The organism is Nonomuraea sp. LP-02 (genome assembly GCF_036289125.1).
Classification (GTDB): domain Bacteria; phylum Actinomycetota; class Actinomycetes; order Streptosporangiales; family Streptosporangiaceae; genus Nonomuraea; species Nonomuraea bangladeshensis.
Genome location: NZ_JAXCLK010000001.1, coordinates 944,391 through 963,534 on the forward strand (window position 1 = coordinate 944,391; position 19,144 = coordinate 963,534).

19 protein-coding genes are annotated in these 19,144 nt (G+C 72.3%); 16 read left to right on the plus strand and 3 right to left on the minus strand.

The features are described from left to right. Positions 1-96 precede the first annotated feature (96 nt). From SMD20_RS04390 to SMD20_RS04410, 5 genes are read left to right on the plus strand one after another with little or no spacing between them, the layout of a single operon-like run. Positions 97-993: a dihydrodipicolinate synthase family protein gene (locus tag SMD20_RS04390; protein WP_329575107.1), complete on the plus strand. Its 897-nt coding sequence runs from the start codon at positions 97-99 to the stop codon at positions 991-993. Between the two features lie 10 nt (positions 994-1,003). Beyond that, positions 1,004-2,005, plus strand: a complete 1,002-nt coding sequence (locus tag SMD20_RS04395) for a proline racemase family protein (RefSeq protein ID WP_329575110.1) — start codon at positions 1,004-1,006, stop codon at positions 2,003-2,005. Next, positions 2,002-2,967 carry a proline racemase family protein gene (locus SMD20_RS04400; protein ID WP_329575113.1) on the plus strand — a complete coding sequence of 322 codons (966 nt, stop codon included), beginning with the start codon at positions 2,002-2,004 and terminating at the stop codon, positions 2,965-2,967. Before SMD20_RS04395 ends, SMD20_RS04400 begins: the two co-directional genes overlap by 4 nt. Further along, positions 2,964-3,932, plus strand: coding sequence for an ornithine cyclodeaminase family protein (locus SMD20_RS04405; protein WP_329575116.1), 969 nt, complete (start codon positions 2,964-2,966; stop codon positions 3,930-3,932). Before SMD20_RS04400 ends, SMD20_RS04405 begins: the two co-directional genes overlap by 4 nt. 13 nt (positions 3,933-3,945) lie before the next feature. Beyond that, a complete protein-coding gene (locus SMD20_RS04410; protein WP_329575119.1) occupies positions 3,946-4,623 on the plus strand; it encodes a GntR family transcriptional regulator in 678 nt (225 codons plus the stop codon). Positions 4,624-4,949: 326 nt separating this feature from the next. Here SMD20_RS04410 and SMD20_RS04415 read toward each other — a convergent pair whose 3' ends face one another. Beyond that, positions 4,950-5,864 carry an EamA family transporter gene (locus SMD20_RS04415; protein ID WP_329575122.1) on the minus strand — a complete coding sequence of 305 codons (915 nt, stop codon included), beginning with the start codon at positions 5,862-5,864 and terminating at the stop codon, positions 4,950-4,952. 101 nt (positions 5,865-5,965) lie between these two features. Here SMD20_RS04415 and SMD20_RS04420 point away from each other — a divergent pair, with 101 nt between their 5' ends. Next, positions 5,966-7,147, plus strand: coding sequence for an MFS transporter (locus tag SMD20_RS04420; protein ID WP_329575125.1), 1,182 nt, complete (start codon positions 5,966-5,968; stop codon positions 7,145-7,147). A 24-nt stretch (positions 7,148-7,171) separates the two neighbouring features. Here the strand turns inward: SMD20_RS04420 and SMD20_RS04425 are convergent, their stop codons facing one another. Beyond that, positions 7,172-7,888, minus strand: coding sequence for an ABC transporter permease (locus SMD20_RS04425; protein ID WP_329592427.1), 717 nt, complete (start codon positions 7,886-7,888; stop codon positions 7,172-7,174). Between the two features lie 68 nt (positions 7,889-7,956). Further along, on the minus strand, positions 7,957-8,865 hold the full coding sequence (locus tag SMD20_RS04430; protein WP_329575127.1) for an ABC transporter ATP-binding protein: 909 nt from the start codon (positions 8,863-8,865) through the stop codon (positions 7,957-7,959). A 173-nt stretch (positions 8,866-9,038) separates the two neighbouring features. Between SMD20_RS04430 and SMD20_RS04435 the strand changes: the two genes are divergently transcribed. The 10 genes from SMD20_RS04435 to SMD20_RS04480 all read left to right on the plus strand — a co-directional run bounded on the left by SMD20_RS04435 (position 9,039) and on the right by SMD20_RS04480 (position 19,075). Continuing rightward, a complete protein-coding gene (locus SMD20_RS04435) occupies positions 9,039-10,286 on the plus strand; it encodes a multidrug effflux MFS transporter (RefSeq protein ID WP_329575130.1) in 1,248 nt (415 codons plus the stop codon). Between the two features lie 95 nt (positions 10,287-10,381). Next, positions 10,382-11,095, plus strand: a complete 714-nt coding sequence (locus SMD20_RS04440; protein WP_329575132.1) for a helix-turn-helix transcriptional regulator — start codon at positions 10,382-10,384, stop codon at positions 11,093-11,095. Next, complete coding sequence (gene sufB / locus SMD20_RS04445; protein WP_329575135.1) at positions 11,092-12,504, plus strand: Fe-S cluster assembly protein SufB; 1,413 nt, start codon at positions 11,092-11,094, stop codon at positions 12,502-12,504. The genes SMD20_RS04440 and sufB overlap by 4 nt, the downstream gene beginning before the upstream one ends. Continuing rightward, complete coding sequence (sufD, locus tag SMD20_RS04450; RefSeq protein WP_329575138.1) at positions 12,504-13,625, plus strand: Fe-S cluster assembly protein SufD; 1,122 nt, start codon at positions 12,504-12,506, stop codon at positions 13,623-13,625. The genes sufB and sufD overlap by 1 nt, the downstream gene beginning before the upstream one ends. Continuing rightward, on the plus strand, positions 13,622-13,951 hold the full coding sequence (locus tag SMD20_RS04455) for a non-heme iron oxygenase ferredoxin subunit (RefSeq protein ID WP_329575140.1): 330 nt from the start codon (positions 13,622-13,624) through the stop codon (positions 13,949-13,951). Before sufD ends, SMD20_RS04455 begins: the two co-directional genes overlap by 4 nt. Before the next feature lie 6 nt (positions 13,952-13,957). Further along, on the plus strand, positions 13,958-14,704 hold the full coding sequence (gene sufC, locus SMD20_RS04460; protein ID WP_329575142.1) for a Fe-S cluster assembly ATPase SufC: 747 nt from the start codon (positions 13,958-13,960) through the stop codon (positions 14,702-14,704). Further along, positions 14,701-15,954: a cysteine desulfurase gene (locus SMD20_RS04465; protein ID WP_329575145.1), complete on the plus strand. Its 1,254-nt coding sequence runs from the start codon at positions 14,701-14,703 to the stop codon at positions 15,952-15,954. Before sufC ends, SMD20_RS04465 begins: the two co-directional genes overlap by 4 nt. Before the next feature lie 2 nt (positions 15,955-15,956). Then, on the plus strand, positions 15,957-16,394 hold the full coding sequence (gene sufU, locus SMD20_RS04470) for a Fe-S cluster assembly sulfur transfer protein SufU (protein ID WP_329575147.1): 438 nt from the start codon (positions 15,957-15,959) through the stop codon (positions 16,392-16,394). After that, on the plus strand, positions 16,391-16,753 hold the full coding sequence (locus SMD20_RS04475) for a metal-sulfur cluster assembly factor (RefSeq protein WP_329575148.1): 363 nt from the start codon (positions 16,391-16,393) through the stop codon (positions 16,751-16,753). The genes sufU and SMD20_RS04475 overlap by 4 nt, the downstream gene beginning before the upstream one ends. A gap of 279 nt (positions 16,754-17,032) precedes the next feature. Continuing rightward, positions 17,033-19,075, plus strand: a complete 2,043-nt coding sequence (locus SMD20_RS04480) for a DEAD/DEAH box helicase (RefSeq protein WP_329575150.1) — start codon at positions 17,033-17,035, stop codon at positions 19,073-19,075. Positions 19,076-19,144 lie beyond the last annotated feature (69 nt).

A 19,144-nucleotide genomic window follows, 5' to 3' on the forward strand; every position in this document is an offset into this window, starting at 1 on the left:
GGGCGGTCCCGGAACCGGCAAGGGGGCTTCTCAGCCTCAAGAGTATGTGACATATTACAGCCGTAAGCGGTGCCCCCACTCCTGGAGGAATCCCTGATGGCCCTGGTGGAACGCAAGCCCTGGCGCGGCATCATGGTCGCCACCGCGCTGCCCCTGCGCGACGACCTGTCCGTCGACCTCGACGGCTACGCCGACCACTGCCGCTGGCTCGTCGACAACGGCTGCGACGGCGTCGTGGTCAACGGCTCGCTCGGCGAGTACCAGACGCTCACCGCCGAGGAGCGCGCGGCGGTCGTCGAGACCGCGGTCGCCGCCGTCGGCGGCGCGAACGTCATGGCCGGAGCCGGCGCGTACGGCGCCGCCGAGTCCCGCCGCTGGGCCGAGCAGGCCCGCGAGGCCGGCTGCGGCTCGGTGCTCCTGCTGCCACCCAACGCCTACCGCGCCGACGAGCGGGCCGTCCTCGCCCACTACCGCGAGGTGGCCGGGGTCGGGCTGCCGGTCGTGGCCTACAACAACCCCTACGACACCAAGGTCGACCTCACCCCCGCGCTGCTGGCCAGGCTGCACGAGGAGGGCCTGATCGTGGCGGTCAAGGAGTTCAGCGGGGACGTGCGGCGGGCGTACGAGCTGGCCGAGCTGGCCCCCGGACTGGACCTGCTGATCGGCGCCGACGACGTGCTGCTGGAGCTGGCCGTGGCCGGCGCGACCGGCTGGGTGGCCGGCTACCCCAACGCCCTGCCCGCCTCCACCTCCGCCCTCTACCGGGCCGCCGTCGCGGGCGACCTCGCCACGGCGCTGCCGCTGTACCGTACGCTGCACCCGCTGCTGCGCTGGGACTCCAAGACCGAGTTCGTCCAGGCGATCAAGCTGTCCATGGACCTGGCCGGCCGGCGCGGCGGCCCCTGCCGCCAGCCCAGGCAGCCGCTGACCGGCGAGCAGGAGGCGGCCGTCCGGGCCGCCACGGAGAAGGTGCTCGCGGAAGGGCTGAGGTGAGAATTCCGGCATGAGAACCACGCGCGTCCTCCACGCTGTCGACTCGCACACCGAGGGCATGCCGACCCGCGTCATCACCGGCGGCGTCGGCGTGGTCCCCGGCGCCACCATGGCCGAGCGGCGGGTCTACTTCCGCGACCACCTCGACCACATCCGCAAGCTGCTCATGAACGAGCCCCGCGGCCACGCCGCGATGAGCGGCGCCATCCTCCAGCCGCCCACCCGGCCGGACGCCGACTTCGGCGTGCTGTTCATCGAAGTGTCCGGACTGCTGCCGATGTGCGGCCACGGCACCATCGGCGTGGCCACCGTGCTGGTCGAGACCGGCATGGTCGAGGTGACCGAGCCGGTCACCACCGTCCGCCTGGAGGTCCCCGCCGGGCTGGTCGAGGTGGACGTGGCCGTCGAGGACGGCATGGCCGTGTCGGTGACCCTGCGCAACGTGCCCTCCTACTGCGACCGGCTCGACGCCGTCGTCACCGTGCCGGGCTTCGGCGAGATCCCGTACGACCTCGCCTACGGCGGCAACTTCTACGCCATCGTCGACCTCGCCGACTACGGCCTGCCCTTCGACCGCAAGGCCAAGAACGAGATCATCGCCGCCGGTCTGGCCACCATGGAGGCCATCAACGCCGCCGACCGGCCCGTGCACCGCGAGGACCCGCGCATCCAGGGTTGCCACCACGTCTACTTCGCCGCCCCCGGCTCCGACGCCTGCCACTCCCGGCACGCCATGGCCATCCACCCCGGCTGGTTCGACCGCTCCCCGTGCGGCACCGGAACCAGCGCCCGGATGGCCCAGCTGCACGCGCGCGGCGAGCTGCCCCTGGAACGGGACTTCGTCAACGAGTCCTTCATCGGCACCCGCTTCGTCGGGCGGCTGCTGGGGGAGAGCACCGTGGGCGGCGCGCCCGCCGTCCTGCCGTCGATCACCGGCCGGGCCTGGGTCACCGGCACCGCCCAATACTTCCTCGACCCGCGCGACCCCTTCCCGGAGGGCTTCGAACTGTGATCACCACCGTCGACTACCACACCGGGGGCGAGCCGTTCCGCATCGTCACCGGCGGCGGGCCCGACCTGCCCGGCGAGGACGTGCCCGCCCGCCGGATCGCCGCCATGGAGCAGGCCGACGACCTGCGCCGGCTGCTCTGCCACGAGCCGCGCGGCCACGCCGACATGTACGGCTGCTTCCTGGTCCCGCCGAACGACCCCGGCGCGCACCTCGGGGCGCTGTTCTGGCACAAGGACGGGTTCTCCACCGCCTGCGGCCACGGCACGATCGCGCTCGGCGCGTACGCGGTGCATGAGGGCCTGGTGGCGGCCCCGCGGGACGGCGTGACCGACGTGGTGATCGACGTGCCGTCCGGGCGGGTCACCGCCCGGGTGCGCACCTCCGGCGGGCGGGTGCGAGGGGTCACGTTCGTGAACGTGCCGTCGTACGTGCTCGCCCGGGACGTCCCGTCGGGCGGCGTCCGGGTGGACCTGGCCTACGGGGGCGCGATCTACGCCTCGCTGCCGGCCGCCGCCGTGGGCCTGTCCGTGGAGCCCCGCCACCTGACCGCGCTCGTCGAGCACGCCCGGCGGATCAAGGCCGAGCTGGCCGGGCATCCGGCCACCCGGCACCCCGGCGACGACCGGCTGTCCGGCGTCTACGGCGTGATCTTCCACGACGAGCTGCCGGCCGTGGACGGGGCGGCGCACCAGCGCAACGTCACCGTCTTCGCCGACGGCGAGGTGGACCGCTCGCCCTGCGGCTCCGGCACCGCCGCCCGGCTGGCCCTGCTGCACGACGACGGGCTGCGCGGCACACTGGTGCACCACAGCGTCGTCGGCAGCTCGTTCGTCGCCCGTGTCGCCGAGGTGGTGCCGGAGGGGATCGTGCCGGAGATCGAGGGGATGGCGTACCGGACCGGGCGGCACGTCTTCGAGCTGGATCCCGAGGACCCGATCGGAACGGGGTTCGTGCTGCGATGAGCGATCTGCCATATCTGGATGCCGCCACGGTCGAGCGGCTGGTGCCGATGGGCCGGGCCGTACGGGTCCTGGAGGACGCCCTGCGCGCCGGGCTCGACCCGGAGGCCACCCCGCAGCGGCCCGTCGTGACCGTGCCCGCCGGGCAGCTCCTGCTCATGCCCGCGGCCACCGCCCGCTACGTCGGCGTCAAGGCCGTCTCCATCGCGCCGGCCAACCCGGAGCGGGGGCTGCCCCGGATCCAGGGGACGTACCTGCTGCTCGACGGCGCCACCCTGGCCCCGCTGGCCGCGCTGGACGGCATCGCGCTCACCTCGCTGCGCACCCCGGCGGTCTCCGCGCTGGCCGTCCGCCACCTGGCCCGGCCCGAAGGCGGCCGGCTCGTCGTCTTCGGCAGCGGACCGCAGGCATGGGGGCACGTCCTCGCCCTGCGCGAGGTCCGCCCAATCACCGGGGTCACGGTCGTCGGCCGTGACCCGGCCCGCGCCGCCGACCTGGCCGAACGCTGCCGGGGCGCGGGCCTGCCCGCCGACGCCCACGGCCACGAGGAGGCCGCCGCCGTCGCCGCGGCCGTGGCGGAGGCGGACCTGATCGCCTGCTGCACGACCGCCAGGGAACCGCTGTTCCCCGGTAAGCTCGCCCGCGACGGCGTCACCGTCGTCGCCGTCGGCTCCCACGAGCCCGACGCCCGCGAGCTGGACGGCGACCTCGTCGCCCGCGCCACCGTGGTCGTCGAGGCACGCTCGGCGGCGCTGGAGGAGGCCGGCGATGTGATCGTTCCGATCCGCCACGGTACGATCACCTCTGGTCATCTCGCGGGCAACCTCGCCGAGCTGGTCGCGGGAGCGGTGCCGGTGGGCGCCGGGCCGCGGGTGTTCAAGAGCACCGGCATGGCGTGGGAGGACCTCGTGGTGGCCGCCGCCGCCTACGAGGCGTGGGCGGGCGGCGAAACCGGCGAGGGAGCGTAGACAGGGAGGGCGGATGGCTGCCGCAGACCGGCTCGACCTGCCGGCGGTGGGGGAGCGCCAGAGCCTGCGCGAGCAGGTGGCGCAGGCGTTGCGCGCCGCCCTGATCGCCGGCGAGATGCGGCCCGGCGTGGTCTACTCCGCCCCGGTGCTGGCCGCCCAGTTCGGCGTCTCGGCCACCCCCGTCCGCGAGGCCATGCTCGACCTGGCCAAGGAGGGCCTGGTCGAGGCGGTACGCAACAAGGGCTTCCGGGTGACCGAGCTGTCCGACCGCGACCTCGACGAGCTGACCGAGCTCCGCCGCCTCATCGAGGTGCCGACGGTGGCGAGGCTCGCCGGCACCCTGGAGGCCGCCGCGTTCGAGCGGCTGCGGCCGATCGCCGAGGAGATCGTCGTCGCCGGCGAGGCCGGCGACCTGCTCGCCTACGTCGACGCCGACCTGCGCTTCCACGTCGAGCTGCTGGCGCTGTCGGGCAACGCGCGCCTGGTGTCCGTCGTGCGCGACCTGCGCAACCGGGCCCGGCTCTACGGCCTGTCCCAGCTCTCCGAACGCGACGCGCTCGGCGACTCGGCCCGCGAGCACCTGGCGCTGCTCGACGCGCTCGCCGGCGGCGACGGCGAGGCCGTGGCCCGGCTCATGGACGAGCACATCGGTCACGTCCGCGGCATCTGGGCCGCCCACGCCGAGCCCTGAGTCCTGGCCCGTGGTCCTGAGCGCCGGATCCCGCGCACGAGTTTGCACATTCGGGGATCGAGCTTTTCCCGCGCGAGGTAATCTCATTGCGAGCCCGCCGGAAGACCGGCAGGGCCCACCCACACCGCCCCCGCGGCCCTACCGGCCGCGCTCCCCGTCGCGAGGAGCAGGGCGGCACCTCACAAGCTCGGTCACGCGGAATCCCGCCCTCCGCTGGCCTTCCTCGGGCTCGGCACCACCCCGCCCATAGACGCCGAGCCCTCCGCCGCGCGCCCGCGAGTTCCCGTCCCGGGGCGCGCGGCGGACCCCTCCTCGCGCGGCTTCCGCTACGCCTTGCCGCGCCTGGTCGAGCCCAGGCTGGCGGCGACCACGCACACGATCGCCACCCAGTGCTGCGCGTGCAGGATCTCGCCCAGCAGCAGCACACCGATCAGCGCCGCCACGGCCGGCTCCAGGCTCATCAGGATGCCGAACACTTGCGGCGGCATGCGCCGCAGCGCCTGCAGCTCCAGCGAGTACGGGATCACCGACGACAGCAGCCCCACGCCCACCCCGATGAGCAGCAGGTGCGGCTGCAGCAGATCGGCCCCGCCGGTGGTGACCCCGACCGGGGCGATCACCACGGCCGACACCATCATCGCGAACGCCAGCCCGCTCGTTCCGGGGAACCGCCGCCCGGCCGCCGCCGAGAGCAGGATGTAGCCCGCCCAGCAGGCCCCCGCCACCAGCGCGAAGCCGATGCCGGCCCAGCTCGCCGAGGCCGAATCGCCCCAGGGCGCGAGCAGCGCCACTCCGGTGCCCGCCAGGGTCACCCACAGCAGGTCGATCCGCCGCCGCGAGGCCGCGACGGCCACCCCCAGCGGCCCCAGGAACTCGATCGCCACGGCGATGCCCATCGGCAGCCGCGCCAGCGCCTCGTAGAACGACAGGTTCATCAGCGCCAGCGTCAGGCCGAACCCGACGCCGACCGCCCAGTCACGCCAGGTCAGCCCCTTCAGCCTCGGCCGGACGAAGGCCCCCATGATGAGCGCGCCGGCCGCGATGCGCAGGAACACCACCGCGCTCGGCGGCAGCACCGCGAACAGCTCCTTGGCCAGGCCCGCGCCGAGCTGCACCGAGAAGATCGCGAGCAGCACCAGCGAGGACGGCGGGATCGAGTCGGCCGCCGCGCGCAGCAGGTTGCCCGGCCGCGGCAGGCCGGAGCCGCGCTCGAACGGGTCGTCCAGGGCGAAGGCGGTCACGGACGTGACTCCTCACGGGAAGGGAAGGGGAGCGGACCGGTAGAGCTTACTCGGGACGCCCGACATTTCCGCATTTAGAGGCACGTTTAAGGTGGTACGTCATGGACGCCGCCCCCGCCCCTGCCGTCAGCCTCTCCGCTCCTCCGCTGGGCGTGTCCGCCGCCTCGTTCGTCAGCAGCTTCGACCGCTTCGCCGTCAGCCCCATGCTCGTCGTGATCGCCACCGACCTCGGCGTGCCGCTGTCGGCGTCGGTCACCGCGGCCAGCGGCTACTACCTGGCCTACGGCCTCACCCAGCCGCTGTGGGGTGTGCTGTCCGACCGGTTCGGGCGGGTGCGGATCATGCGCGGCGCGCTGGTGGGCGCGGCCGTGGCGGGGCTGGTCTCGGCGCTCATGCCCGCCCTCTGGGCGCTGGTGGCCGCCCGCGTGGTGACCGGCGCCTGCTTCGGCGCGGTGATCCCGACCGGGCTCACGTACGTGGGCGACACCGTACGGCCCGCGCTCCGCCAGCGCGCGCTCACCGACCTCATGAGCGCGGCCGCGATCGGCACCGCCCTCGCCACCGGGCTCGGCGGCGCGCTCGCCGGGCTGGTGAGCTGGCGGGCCGCCTTCACCGTGCCCGCCGCCTGCGCCCTGGTCTGCGCGCTGGCCCTGCGCTCGCTGCCCGAGCCGCCCCGCGACGGCGCCCCGGCGGGCGTGCGGCGCTTCCTCGGCATGGTGCTCGGGCAGCGCTGGGCGCTGCTGGTCTTCGCGCTCGCCTTCACCGAGGGCGCGATCATGCTCGGCGTGATGCCGTTCCTCGCCCCGGCGCTGGAGCACTCCGGCGTCGCGGCCGCCCTCGCTGGGCTCGGCATCACCGCGTACGGGATCGGGCTCTGGGCGCAGGCGAAGCTGGTCAAGCGGCTGTCGGGGAGCTGGCCAGCGCCGCTGCTGATGACGGTGGGCGGGGCGCAGCTCGTCGCGGGCTTCGCGCTGGCCGCGGCGACGGTGAACCTCGTCACCGTGGCCGTCACCGCGCTGCTGCTCGGCGGCGGCTGGTCGTTCCTGCACTCGTCGCTGCAGACCTGGGCGACGTCGGTCGTGCCACAGGCTCGGGGCACCACGATCGCGTTCTTCGCCGCCGCGCTCTTCGTCGGCAGCGCCGTCTCCTCGTGGGCGGCCGGGCCGCTGGCCGAGGCGGGGCGTTATCCGCTGCTGTTCGGGCTGGCCGCCGCCGCGGCGGCGCCGCTGACCGCCGTGGCCGCGCTCACCCGCCGCCGCTACGGCGTCGTACGGGCGGGCTGACCGCCGCCGGGCTCGCTCCCGGGCTCACTCCCAGCGGAACGTCCGCGACACCAGCCCCAGCGACAGCACCGCCCAGGCCGCCAGCACGCCCAGGGGGACCAGCGGCAGCGCCGCCCCCTCGGCGAGCACCGCGCGCAGCCCGCCGGTCAGCGCCGAGATCGGCAGCACCTCCAGCGCCGGCCGCACGTTCTCGGGGAACTTCGCCAGCGGGAAGATCACCCCGCCGGCCCCGAGCAGCACCAGGTAGACGAGGTTGGCGGCGGCCAGCGTCGCCTCGGCGCGCAGCGTGCCCGCCATGAGCAGGCCGAGCCCGCTGAAGGCCGCTGTGCCCGCGACGATCAGCAGCGCCGCGGCCAGGAACGACCCCTGTGGCCGCCAGCCCAGCGCCAGGCCGACGGCCACGATCACCGCCGCCTGGATGACCTCCACGGCCAGCACCGCCAGGGTCTTGGCCAGCATGAGCCCGGCCCGCGACAGCGGGGTCGCGCCGAGCCGCTTGAGCACGCCGTAGCGGCGTTCGAAGCCGGTCGCGATGGCCTGCCCGGTGAAGGCCGTGGACATCACCGCGAGGGCCAGCACGCCGGGGACCAGGAAGTCGACGCGCCGCACGCCGCCCAGGTCGATCAGCGGGGCCAGCGAGAAGCCCACCAGCAGCAGCACCGGGATGATCAGGGTGAGCAGGAGCTGCTCGCCGTTGCGCAGGGTGGCGCGCAGCTCCGCGCCGGCCTGCGCCAGCACCATGCGCGGGAACGGGGCCGCGCCCGGCGCGGGGGTCAGGTCCAGCGTGCCCGTGGCTCGCTCGTACGTGCTCAACGCAGCTCCCTGCCGGTCAGCTCCAGGAAGACGTCCTCAAGGGTGCGCCGCTCGATGCGCAGGTCGTCGGCCGTGACGCCTTCGGCGGCGCACCAGGCGGTGACGGTGGCCAGCAGTTCGGGGCCGACCTGGCCCTCGATGATGTAGTGGCCGGCCGGCGACTCCTTGGCCGCGCTGCCCGCGGGGAGCGCGTTGAGCAGCTCCTCCAGCGTCAGCCCCGGCCGCGCCCGGAACCTGAGCTGCCGCTCGGCCCCGGTCAGCGAGGCGGGCGTGCCCTCGGCCACCACCCGCCCCTGGTCGATGATCACCACGTGGTCGGCCAGGCGTTCGGCCTCGTCCATGTGGTGCGTGGTGAGCACCACCGACACCCCGGCCGAGCGCAGCTCGCCCACCAGCTCCCAGCAGGCGTGCCTGGCCTGCGGGTCGAGCCCGGCGGTCGGCTCGTCGAGGAAGACCAGCTCGGGGCGGCCGATGACGGCGGCGGCGAGCGACAGCCGCTGCTGCTGCCCGCCCGACATGCGCCGGTAGGGGGTGCGGGCGTGCCCGGCGAGCCCGAGCCGCGCCAGGAGCGCGGCGGGGTCGAGCGGCCGGGCGTGGAAGCGCGCGACCAGGCGCAGCCATTCGCCGCAGCGCACCGCCGGCGGCACCCCGCCGGACTGCAGCATGACCCCGACCCGGGCGCGCAGCTCGGGCCGCTCGGGGGTCAGCCCCAGCACCCGCACGGTGCCCGCGTCGGCGGTGCGGAACCCCTCGCAGATCTCGACCGTGGTCGTCTTGCCCGCCCCGTTGGGCCCGAGGACGGCCGTGACCGCGCCGCGCTCCGCGCGCAGGGCGAGGCCGTCGAGCGCGGTGCCTGCGCCGTACCGTTTGACCAGGTCGAGGATCTCGACGGCTGGGGATTCCATGACGACGAGTCTAGGGACTGCGCGGGGCGGTCCGGGCCTCAGGTGAGCGCGCGGGCGCGGGCTCTCCGTGGAAAGTTCGGGAAATATCTGATAACTGGGAATTAGGAGGATCGGACAGCGGTTCCGTACCTCGGCCCTCGTGGGCCACCTGGTTCGCGAGGAGAGGGGTTTGCATGTCCGTGGCCGCAGCCACGTCCACCGCCGTAAGAGCCGAACGGAAGGCCGGGAAAAAGGAACGCAGGGCGCTGCTCCTGGTGCTCCTCGGCGCGCTCTCGGCCATCGGGCCGCTCTCCATCGACATGTACCTCCCGGCGCTGCCCGCCATCACCTCCGAGATGCTGAGCGGCCCCGCCCAGGTCCAGCTCACGCTCACCTCCTGTCTCATCGGCGTGTCGGTCGGGCAGGTCATCGCCGGCCCGTTCAGCGACATGCGCGGGCGGCGAATGCCGCTGATCGTGGGCGTGGCCGGGTTCATGGTCGCCTCGCTGCTGTGCGCGTTCGCGCAGTCGGTGCCGATGCTCATCGCCTTCCGCCTGCTGCAGGGCATGCTCGGCGGCGCGGCCCTGGTCATCGTGCGCGCCGTGGTCCGCGACCTGTACGAAGGCGCCGCCATCGCCCGCATCTTCGCCACGCTCATGCTGGTCAGCGGCCTGGCGCCGATCCTCGCCCCGATCGCGGGGGCGCAGCTGCTGGCGTTCACCTCGTGGCGGGGCGTCTTCGTGGCGCTCAGCCTGGCCGGCGTCGTGCTGCTGATCGCGGTGCTCGCCGGGGTGCGCGAGACGCTGCCGGCCGGCAGCCGCGAGAGCGGCGGGCTCACGCACACGGTCCGCACGTTCTGGCAGCTGCTGCGCGACCGCTCGTTCATGGGGTACGCGCTCACCGGCGGCCTGGCCTTCGCCGCGATGTTCGGCTACATCTCCGGCTCGCCGTTCGTGCTGCAGGAGGTCTACGGCGCCACCCCGACGCAGTACTCCCTCATCTTCGCGCTCAACGCCCTCGCCCTCACCGTCATGGCGCAGGTCGGCGGCCGGCTGTCGGGGCGGGTGTCCCCGGCGGCCATCGTGGTGGCGGGCCTGGCCACCAGCCTGGCGGGCGCGGCCCTGCTCATGACGGCCGCGCTCACCGGGCTCGGGCTGTGGGGCATCGTGGCGGGCCTGGTCGTCATCATGCTCGGCCAGGGCCTGACGCTGCCCGGCACCAGCGCGCTGGCGCTGGGCTCGCAGCCCGCCCAGGTGGCCGGCAGCGCGGCGGCGCTGATGGGCGTGCTGCAGTTCGCGCTGGGCGCGGTCTCGGCGCCGCTGGTCGGCGTCGTCGGCGGGGACACCGCCGTGCCGATGGCCTCCGTGATGCTCGGCCTCATCGTCTGTGCCACCCTGGCTCACGTCGTCCTCGGCCGCCCGCGGGCGTCGAGCAGGAGTTAGGTAAGGCTACCCTGCGTGACAAATTCCATTGCCGAGCTGCCCCGATCCATTTGTGAGGCGGGAAGGATTTACGGCACACTGATGTTGTGAAAAACATGCCCACGATCGAGCCCGGCAGCGAGCGCGGCACCCGTGCCCGCGTCGCCCGGCTGATCCTTGAGCATGGTCCCGTCGCGGCCGCCGCCCTCGGCGAGCGGCTCGGGCTCACACCCGCGGCCGTCCGGCGTCACCTCGACGCCCTGCTGGCCGACGGGATGATCGAGCCCCGCACGGTGCGCCCGCGCGGGCAGCGCGGGAGGGGGCGGCCGGCCAAGCTGTTCGCCATCACCGACGCGGGGCGCAGTGCCTTCGAGCACGCCTATGACGACCTGGCCGGGAGCGCGCTGCGCTACCTGGCCGATCGCATGGGGCAGGACGCTGTGGCCGACTTCGCCCGCTCGCAGGTCTCGGGCCTGCTCAAGCGGCTGGAGCCGGCCATGCGGGCGGTGCCGGCCGAGCAGCGCGTACAGGTGCTGGCGCAGGCGCTGTCGGCGGAGGGTTACGCCGCCTCGGCCACCAAGGCCAAGTCCGGCGGCGACCAGCTCTGCCAGCATCACTGCCCGGTGGCCCACGCGGCAGCCGAGTTCCCTCAGCTCTGCGAGGCCGAGACGGAGGCGTTCGCGCAGCTCCTCGGCACACCGGTGCAGCGCCTGGCCACGATCGCGCACGGCGACGGGGTCTGCACGACGCACGTGAGCCCGCAGACGCTGGGCGAATCCGCACACAAGGACAAGAGTCCTCACGATACGAGCAAGGAGACCGGAAGGTGACTGTCACCGACCGCCCGGAGCTGGAAGGCCTCGGGAATTACAAGTTCGGCTGGGCCGACCCGGACATCGCCGGGGCGACGGCCAGGCGCGGCCTGTCCGAAGAGGTCGTCCGCGAGATCTCCGCGCTGAAGAACGAGCCGGAGTGGATGCTCGACCTGCGCCTCAAGGGTCTCCGGCTGTTCGCCAAGAAGCCGCTGCCGACCTGGGGCGCCGACCTCACGGACATCGACTTCGACAACATCAAGTACTTCGTGCGCTCGACGGAGAAGCAGGCCGCCTCCTGGGACGAGCTGCCCGCCGACATCAAGAACACCTACGACAAGCTCGGCATCCCCGAGGCGGAGAAGCAGCGCCTCATCGCCGGCGTCGCGGCCCAGTACGAGTCGGAGGTCGTCTACCACAAGATCCGCGAGGACCTTGAGGAGAAGGGCGTCATCTTCGTCGACACCGACACGGGCCTGAAGGAGCACGAGGAGCTCTTCAAGGAGTACTTCGGCTCGGTGATCCCGGTCGGCGACAACAAGTTCGCCGCGCTCAACACCTCCGTGTGGTCCGGTGGCTCGTTCATCTACGTGCCGCCGAACGTCGAGGTCGAGATCCCGCTGCAGGCCTACTTCCGGATCAACACCGAGAACATGGGCCAGTTCGAGCGGACCCTCATCATCGTCGACGAGAACAGCTATGTGCACTACGTCGAAGGCTGCACCGCGCCGATCTACTCCAGCGACTCGCTGCACAGCGCCGTCGTCGAGATCATCGTGAAGAAGAACGCCCGCTGCCGTTACACGACCATCCAGAACTGGTCCAACAACGTCTACAACCTGGTCACCAAGCGCGCCGTCGCCTACGAGGGCGCGACCATGGAGTGGATCGACGGCAACATCGGCTCCAAGGTCACGATGAAGTACCCGGCCGTCTACCTCATGGGCGAGCACGCCAAGGGCGAGACGCTGAGCGTCGCCTTCGCCGGCGAGGGGCAGCACCAGGACGCCGGCTCCAAGATGGTGCACCTGGCGCCCAACACCAGCTCCAGCGTCATCTCCAAGTCGGTGGCGCGCGGCGGCGGCCGCACCTCCTACCGCGGTCTGGTACAGATCGAGGAGGGCGCCCACGGCAGCGCCAGCACCGTCAAGTGCGACGCGCTGCTGGTCGACCAGATCAGCCGCTCCGACACCTACCCCTACGTCGACGTCCGCGAGGACGACGTCCAGATGGGCCACGAGGCCACGGTCTCCAAGGTCAGCGAGGACCAGCTGTTCTACCTCATGAGCCGCGGGCTCGACGAGGACGAGGCGATGGCGATGATCGTGCGCGGCTTCGTGGAGCCGATCGCGCGTGAGCTGCCCATGGAGTACGCGCTCGAGCTCAACCGGCTGATCGAGCTGCAGATGGAAGGAGCCGTCGGCTGATGGGCCTGAACGAGAAGCCCCTGTCGACCCTGCACGAGAAGGCGTCCTACGACCTGGGCGACTTCGAGATCCCGACCGGCCGCGAGGAGGCCTGGCGGTTCACGCCGCTCACGCGGCTGAAGGGCCTGCACAACGGCAAGGCCGAGGCGGCCGGTCACGTCCGCCTCGACGTCGACGCCGCCCCCGAGGTCACCGTCGAGACGGTCGGCCGCGACGACGCCCGCGTCGGCAAGGCGTTCACGCCCACCGACCGGGTGAGCGCCCAGGCGTGGAACAGCTTCGAGAAGGCCACCGTCCTCACGGTGCCGCGCGAGGCCGTCGCCTCCAAGCCGACCGTGCTCACCCTCACCGGCGAGGGCGACGGCGCCGCCTACGGCCACCTCGTGGTCAAGGTGGAGCCGCTCGCCGAGGCCGTGGTCGTGCTCGACCACAAGGGCAGCGCCGTCTACGCCGACAACATCGAGTTCGTCGTCGGCGAGGGCGCCAACCTCAAGGTCGTCAGCCTCCAGGACTGGGACGACGACGCCGTCCACGTCTCGCACCACCACGCCCAGCTCGCCAAGGACGCGACCTTCCGCAGCTTCGTGGTGACGCTCGGCGGCGACCTCGTACGCCTGTCGCCCAGCGTGGCCTACACCGCGCCGGGCGGCGACGCCGACCTGTCGGGCGTCTACTTCGTGGACGCCGGGCAGCACCTGGAGCACCGCCTGCTGGTCGACCACTCCCAGCCCCACTGCAAGAGCAACGTCGACTACCGCGGCGCGCTGCAGGGCGACCGGGCGCACGCCGTCTGGATCGGCGACGTGATCATCAGGGTCGAGGCCGAGGGCACCGACACCTACGAGCTCAACCGCAACCTCATCCTCACCGACGGCGCCCGCGCCGACTCGGTGCCCAACCTGGAGATCCTCACCGGCGAGGTCGCCGGCGCGGGGCACGCCTCCGCGTCCGGCCGTCTCGACGACGAGCACATCTTCTACCTCCAGGCCCGCGGCATCCCCCACGACGAGGCGCGCCGCCTGGTGGTGCGGGGCTTCCTCGGCCAGCTCATCGAGAAGATCCAGATCGAGGAGCTGCGCGAGCGCGTCATGAGCGCCGTCGAGGCGGAGCTCGCGCGATGAGCGACGCCGGGAGCTTCGAGAAGGTGTGCGCGCTCGCCGACATCCCCGACGGGGGAGTGATCGGCGTCGAGGTGGGGGAGACCCCCGTGGCGTTGGTGCGCAAGGGCGACCAGGTGTACGCCCTGCACGACGTCTGCTCGCACGCCGAGGTCAAGCTCAGCGAGGGCGAGGTCTACGACGACACGCTGGAGTGCTGGCTGCATGGCTCGTGCTTCGACGTGCACACCGGCAAGCCGACCGGCCCGCCCGCCATCAAGCCCGTGAACGTCTACACAGTCAAGATCGACGGCGATGACGTCCTCGTCTCGCTCTCGAAGGAGTCATAAACAACCATGTCCACCCTTGAGATCCGCGACCTGCACGTCGCCGTCGAGGACAAGGAAATCCTGCGCGGCGTCAACCTCACGGTGAACTCCGGCCAGACGCACGCCATCATGGGCCCCAACGGCTCGGGCAAGTCGACGCTGGCCTACGCGATCGCCGGCCACCCCAAGTACACCGTCACCGGCGGGCAGGTCCTGCTCGACGGCGTCGACCTGCTGGAGCTGTCGGTCGACGAACGCGCCCGCGCGGGCCTGTTCCTGGCCATGCAGTACCCGGTCGAGGTCCCTGGCGTGTCGGTCTCGAACTTCCTGCGCTCGGCCGTCACCGCCGTCCGCGGCGAGGCGCCCAAGCTGCGCGAGTTCGCCAAGGACCTGAAGGGCGGCATGGACGCGCTGTCCATCGACCCCGCCTTCGCCCAGCGCAACCTCAACGAGGGCTTCTCCGGCGGTGAGAAGAAGCGCCACGAGATCCTCCAGATGGAGCTGCTCAAGCCGAAGATCGCCGTCCTCGACGAGACCGACTCCGGCCTCGACGTGGACGCGCTGCGCGTGGTGTCCGAGGGCATCAACCGCTTCCGCGCGAGCGGCGACACCGGCGTGCTGCTGATCACGCACTACACCCGGATCCTGCGCTACGTGAAGCCCGACTTCGTGCACGTCTTCGCCGGCGGGCGCATCGTCGAGGCGGGCGGGCCGGAGCTGGCCGACAAGCTCGAGGCCGAGGGCTACGAGCAGTACACGAAGGCATCTGCATGACTTCCACCAGCTTGGACGTGGAGCGGATCAGGAAGGACTTCCCGATCTTCTCCCGCGAGCTGCCCGACGGGCGACCGCTCGTCTACCTCGACTCGGGCAACTCCTCGCAGAAGCCCAACCTGGTCATCGAGACCATGCGCGAGCATCTGGCCCTGCACTACAGCAATGTGGGGCGGGCCATGCACGTGCTCGGCGCGGAGTCCACGGAGGCGTACGAGGGCGCCCGCGACAAGGTCGCGGCGTTCGTCGGCGCGTCGCGCGACGAGGTGGTCTTCACCAAGAACGCCTCCGAGGCGCTCAACCTCGTCGCCTACTCCTTCGGCAACCCCGCCAACACCGACCCCCGCTTCACCCTCGGGCCCGGCGACGAGATCGTCGTCACCGAGATGGAGCACCACTCCAACATCGTGCCGTGGCAGCTGCTCGCGCAGCGCACCGGCGCCACGCTGAAGTGGTTCGGCGTCACCGACGAGGGCCGGCTCGACCTGGCCGACGGCGTCATCACCGAGCGGACGAAGATCGTCTCGGTGGCCCACCAGTCCAACGTGCTCGGCACCGTCAACCCGGTGGTCGAGCTGGCCAGGCGGGCCCACGAGGCAGGGGCGCTCATCCTGCTGGACGCCTCCCAGTCCGTGCCGCACCACCCGGTGGACGTCGCCGCGCTGGACGCCGACTTCGTGGCCTTCACCGGCCACAAGATGGTCGGCCCGTCCGGCATCGGCGTGCTGTGGGCGCGGGCCGAGCTGCTCGACGCCATGCCCCCGTTCCTCGGCGGCGGTGAGATGATCGAGGCGGTCTGGATGGACCGCTCGACCTACGCCCCGGCCCCGCACAAGTTCGAGGCCGGCACGCCGCCGATCGTCGAGGCCATCGGCCTCGGCGCCGCCGTCGACTACCTCACCGGGGTCGGCCTGGAGGCGATCGAGGCGCACGAGCGCGAGCTGACCCGCTACGCGCTGGAGGCGCTGCGGGAGGTGCCGAGGCTGCGCGTCATCGGGCCCGAGACGCTGGAGGCGCGGGGCGGCACGGTGTCGTTCACGCTGGAGGGCATCCACCCGCACGACGTCGGGCAGATCCTCGACGACCAGTTCGGCGTCGCGGTGCGCGTCGGGCACCACTGTGCCCGCCCGCTGCACCTGCGGTTCGGAATACCCGCGACCACGCGGGCGTCGTTCTACCTGTACAACACCACGGGCGAGATCGACGCCCTGGTTCGCGGCCTGCATCACGTCCAGAAGGTGTTCGCATAGCCATGATCGGCGAGTCGATGTACCAGGAGCTGATCCTGGAGCACTACAAGCACCCGCAGGGGCGCGGGCTGCGCGAGCCGTACGACGCCGAGGTCCACCACGTCAACCCGACCTGCGGCGACGAGATCACGCTCAGGGTCAAGGTGGACGGAGACCAGGTGCTCGACGTCTCCTACGACGGGCAGGGCTGCTCGATCAGCCAGGCCGCCGCCTCGGTGCTGCACGAGCTGACCACCGGCTCGTCGGTCGCGGAGTCGCTGTCGGTGGTCGACGAGTTCACCCGGCTCATGCAGGGCAGGGGGCAGGTGGAGGCCGACGAGGACGTGCTCGGCGACGCGGTCGCCTTCGCGGGTGTGGCCAAGTTCCCGGCCCGCGTGAAGTGCGCGTTGCTGTCCTGGATGGCCTACAAGGACGCAGTGGTGAGGAGTGCCGCCCAATGAGCAAGCCAACCGAGACGCCGACGACCGAGTTCGACGGTGAGATCACCGTCGATGAGGTCATGGAGGCGCTCAAGGACGTCGTCGACCCCGAGCTGGGCATCAACGTCGTCGACCTGGGCCTGATCTACGGCCTCAACCTCGACGCGGCCGGCGGCGGCAAGCCCGTGGCCACCATCGACATGACGCTGACCAGCGCGGCCTGCCCGCTGACCGACGTCATCGAGGACCAGGCGCACTCGGCGCTCGACGGCATGGTCTCCGACGTGAAGATCAACTGGGTCTGGCTGCCGCCGTGGGGCCCGGACAAGATCACCGACGAGGGCCGTGAGCAGCTTCGTATGCTAGGCTTCAACGTCTGACCTCTGTTCGCTGCACGGCTGGCGTCCGACGTCAGCCGTTTCAGCGTGTCATAAGGGTTTTCGGAAGGTCCGAACCCGGCCGGGAAATATCCGATACCATCCCGGCGTTGGATCAGATGTACCCGACGCCTCATCGCGCGTTTCAGCATCGCCTGCGGCCGGTGCGCCGGTGCATCCTCCCCCTCTCTCTGATCTGGTACGGCGTGTGCCGTACATCTTGGCTCGTCCTTTCGCAGAAGTGACGTGCCACTTCGACGGAAAGGCACGACTTTCGTGACCATGCTTGACGCTGTCATGCCCGCGCTCGACGAGAGCATCTCCGGCGCGTCCCCCGAGGCCGCCCCGGAAGCGGGCCCGTCCGAGTTCGAGCTCCTGGGGCTGCCCAGGCCGCTCGTCACCGGACTGGCCAGACAGGGCATCGAGAGCCCCTTCCCGATCCAGAGCGCGACCATCCCCGACGTGCTCGCCGGCAACGACGTGCTCGGCCGTGGCCAGACCGGCTCCGGCAAGACCCTCGCCTTCGGCCTGCCCACCATGGCCCGTCTCGCCGGGGTGAGGCCCGTTCCCGGGCGGCCCCGCGCGATGATCCTCGTCCCGACCCGTGAGCTCGCCCTCCAGGTCCACGACGCACTCGAACCTCTCGGCCGCGGCCTCGGGCTGCGCATGAAGGTCGTCGTCGGCGGCATGTCCATGGGCAAGCAGATCGAGGCGCTGCGGCGCGGCGTCGACCTCGTCATCGCCACCCCCGGGCGGCTCGGCGACCTCATCCGGCAGGGCGAGTGCTCGCTCGCCGACGTCGAGGTGAGCGTCCTCGACGAGGCCGACCACATGTGCGACCTCGGCTTCTTCCCCGTCGTCACCGAGCTGCTCGCGCAGACCCCGGCCGACGGGCAGCGGCTGCTGTTCTCCGCCACCCTCGACGGCGACGTCGACAAGCTGGTGCAGCGCTTCCTCAAGGACCCGATCACGCACTCCGTGGCTCCCGCGACCTCGCCGGTCGACACCATGGAGCACCACGTGATGCAGGTCACCCGCGACGACAAGTTCGACGTGGCGGCCGAGATCGCCAACCGCGAGGGCCGCACCATCATCTTCGTGCGCACCCAGCACGGCGTGGACCGGCTGTGCAAGCAGCTCGCCCGCGTCGGCGTCAAGGCCGGTGGCCTGCACGGCGGCAAGCGCCAGAACCAGCGCACCCGCATCCTCGCCGAGTTCCGCGAGGGCTCGGTCAACGTGCTGGTCTGCACCGACGTCGCGGCGCGCGGCATCCACGTGGACAACATCTCGCTGGTGCTGCACGTGGACCCGCCCCAGGACCACAAGAGCTACCTGCACCGCGGCGGGCGTACCGCGCGGGCCGGCGAGAAGGGCACCGTCGTCACGCTGGTGCTGCCGAACGAGCGGCGCTCCACCGACGCGCTCACCCGCCGGGCCGGCATCCACCCGTTCCGCCTCAAGGCCACCCCGGGGCACCCGCGGGTCGCCGAGGTGACCGGCGCCCGCATCCCGAGCGGCGAGGCCATCCCCGTGTGGGAGCCCGACGTGCGCAAGCCGCTGCGGCCGCGCCGCGACGGCGGCGGGGCCGGCGGCTCCGAGCGCCGCAACCGCCGCCCGCGCCGCGAGTTCGACGGCGAGCGCCGCCCGCGCCGCCACGAGGACGGCGAGCGTCCCTTCGGTGGCGAGCGTTCCTACGGGAGCGGCGAGGACCGGCGTCCGCGCCGGCACGGCGACGAGGCGCGCACCGTGGGCGAGGGCCGCGACCGCGGCTACCGGCCGAGGAGCGGCTTCCGCGAGGGCGACCGGCCCGTCCGTGGGGGCGAGCGTCCGGCCCGCGAGGGCGGCCGTGACGGTTACCGCGGCGGCTCCCGCGACGACCGCGGCTCCTCGGGCGACCGTGGCTACAACGGCGACCGCGGCTCCTCCGGGGAGCGCGGCTTCTCCGGCGACCGTGGTTTCTCCGGCGACCGTGGCTACTCGAACGACCGTGGCTCCCGCGACGACCGTGGCTACAACGGCGACCGGGGCTTCTCGGGCGACCGTGGCTACAACGGTGACCGGAGCTCCTCCGGTGACCGTGGTTTCTCGAACGACCGGGGCTCCTCCGGCGCCCGTGGTTACTCGAACGACCGTGGTTTCTCGGGCGACCGTGGCTTCTCCGGTGACAACCGGCGCGGTGGTCTCCGCGGCGAGCGTGGCTACCGTGGCGACGACCGTGGCGGGCGCGCCGGCCAGGACCGCGGGTCGCGCGGCGACTGGCGCGGCTCCGACGACCGCGGCCAGCGCCCCCGCCCGTTCTCCTCGGACCGCCGCCACGCGCGCTGACCGGCCCCGCTGAACCAACCCCACCGCCCGCCACACCCCCGAGGTGTGGCGGGCGGCGGCGTTCCCGGG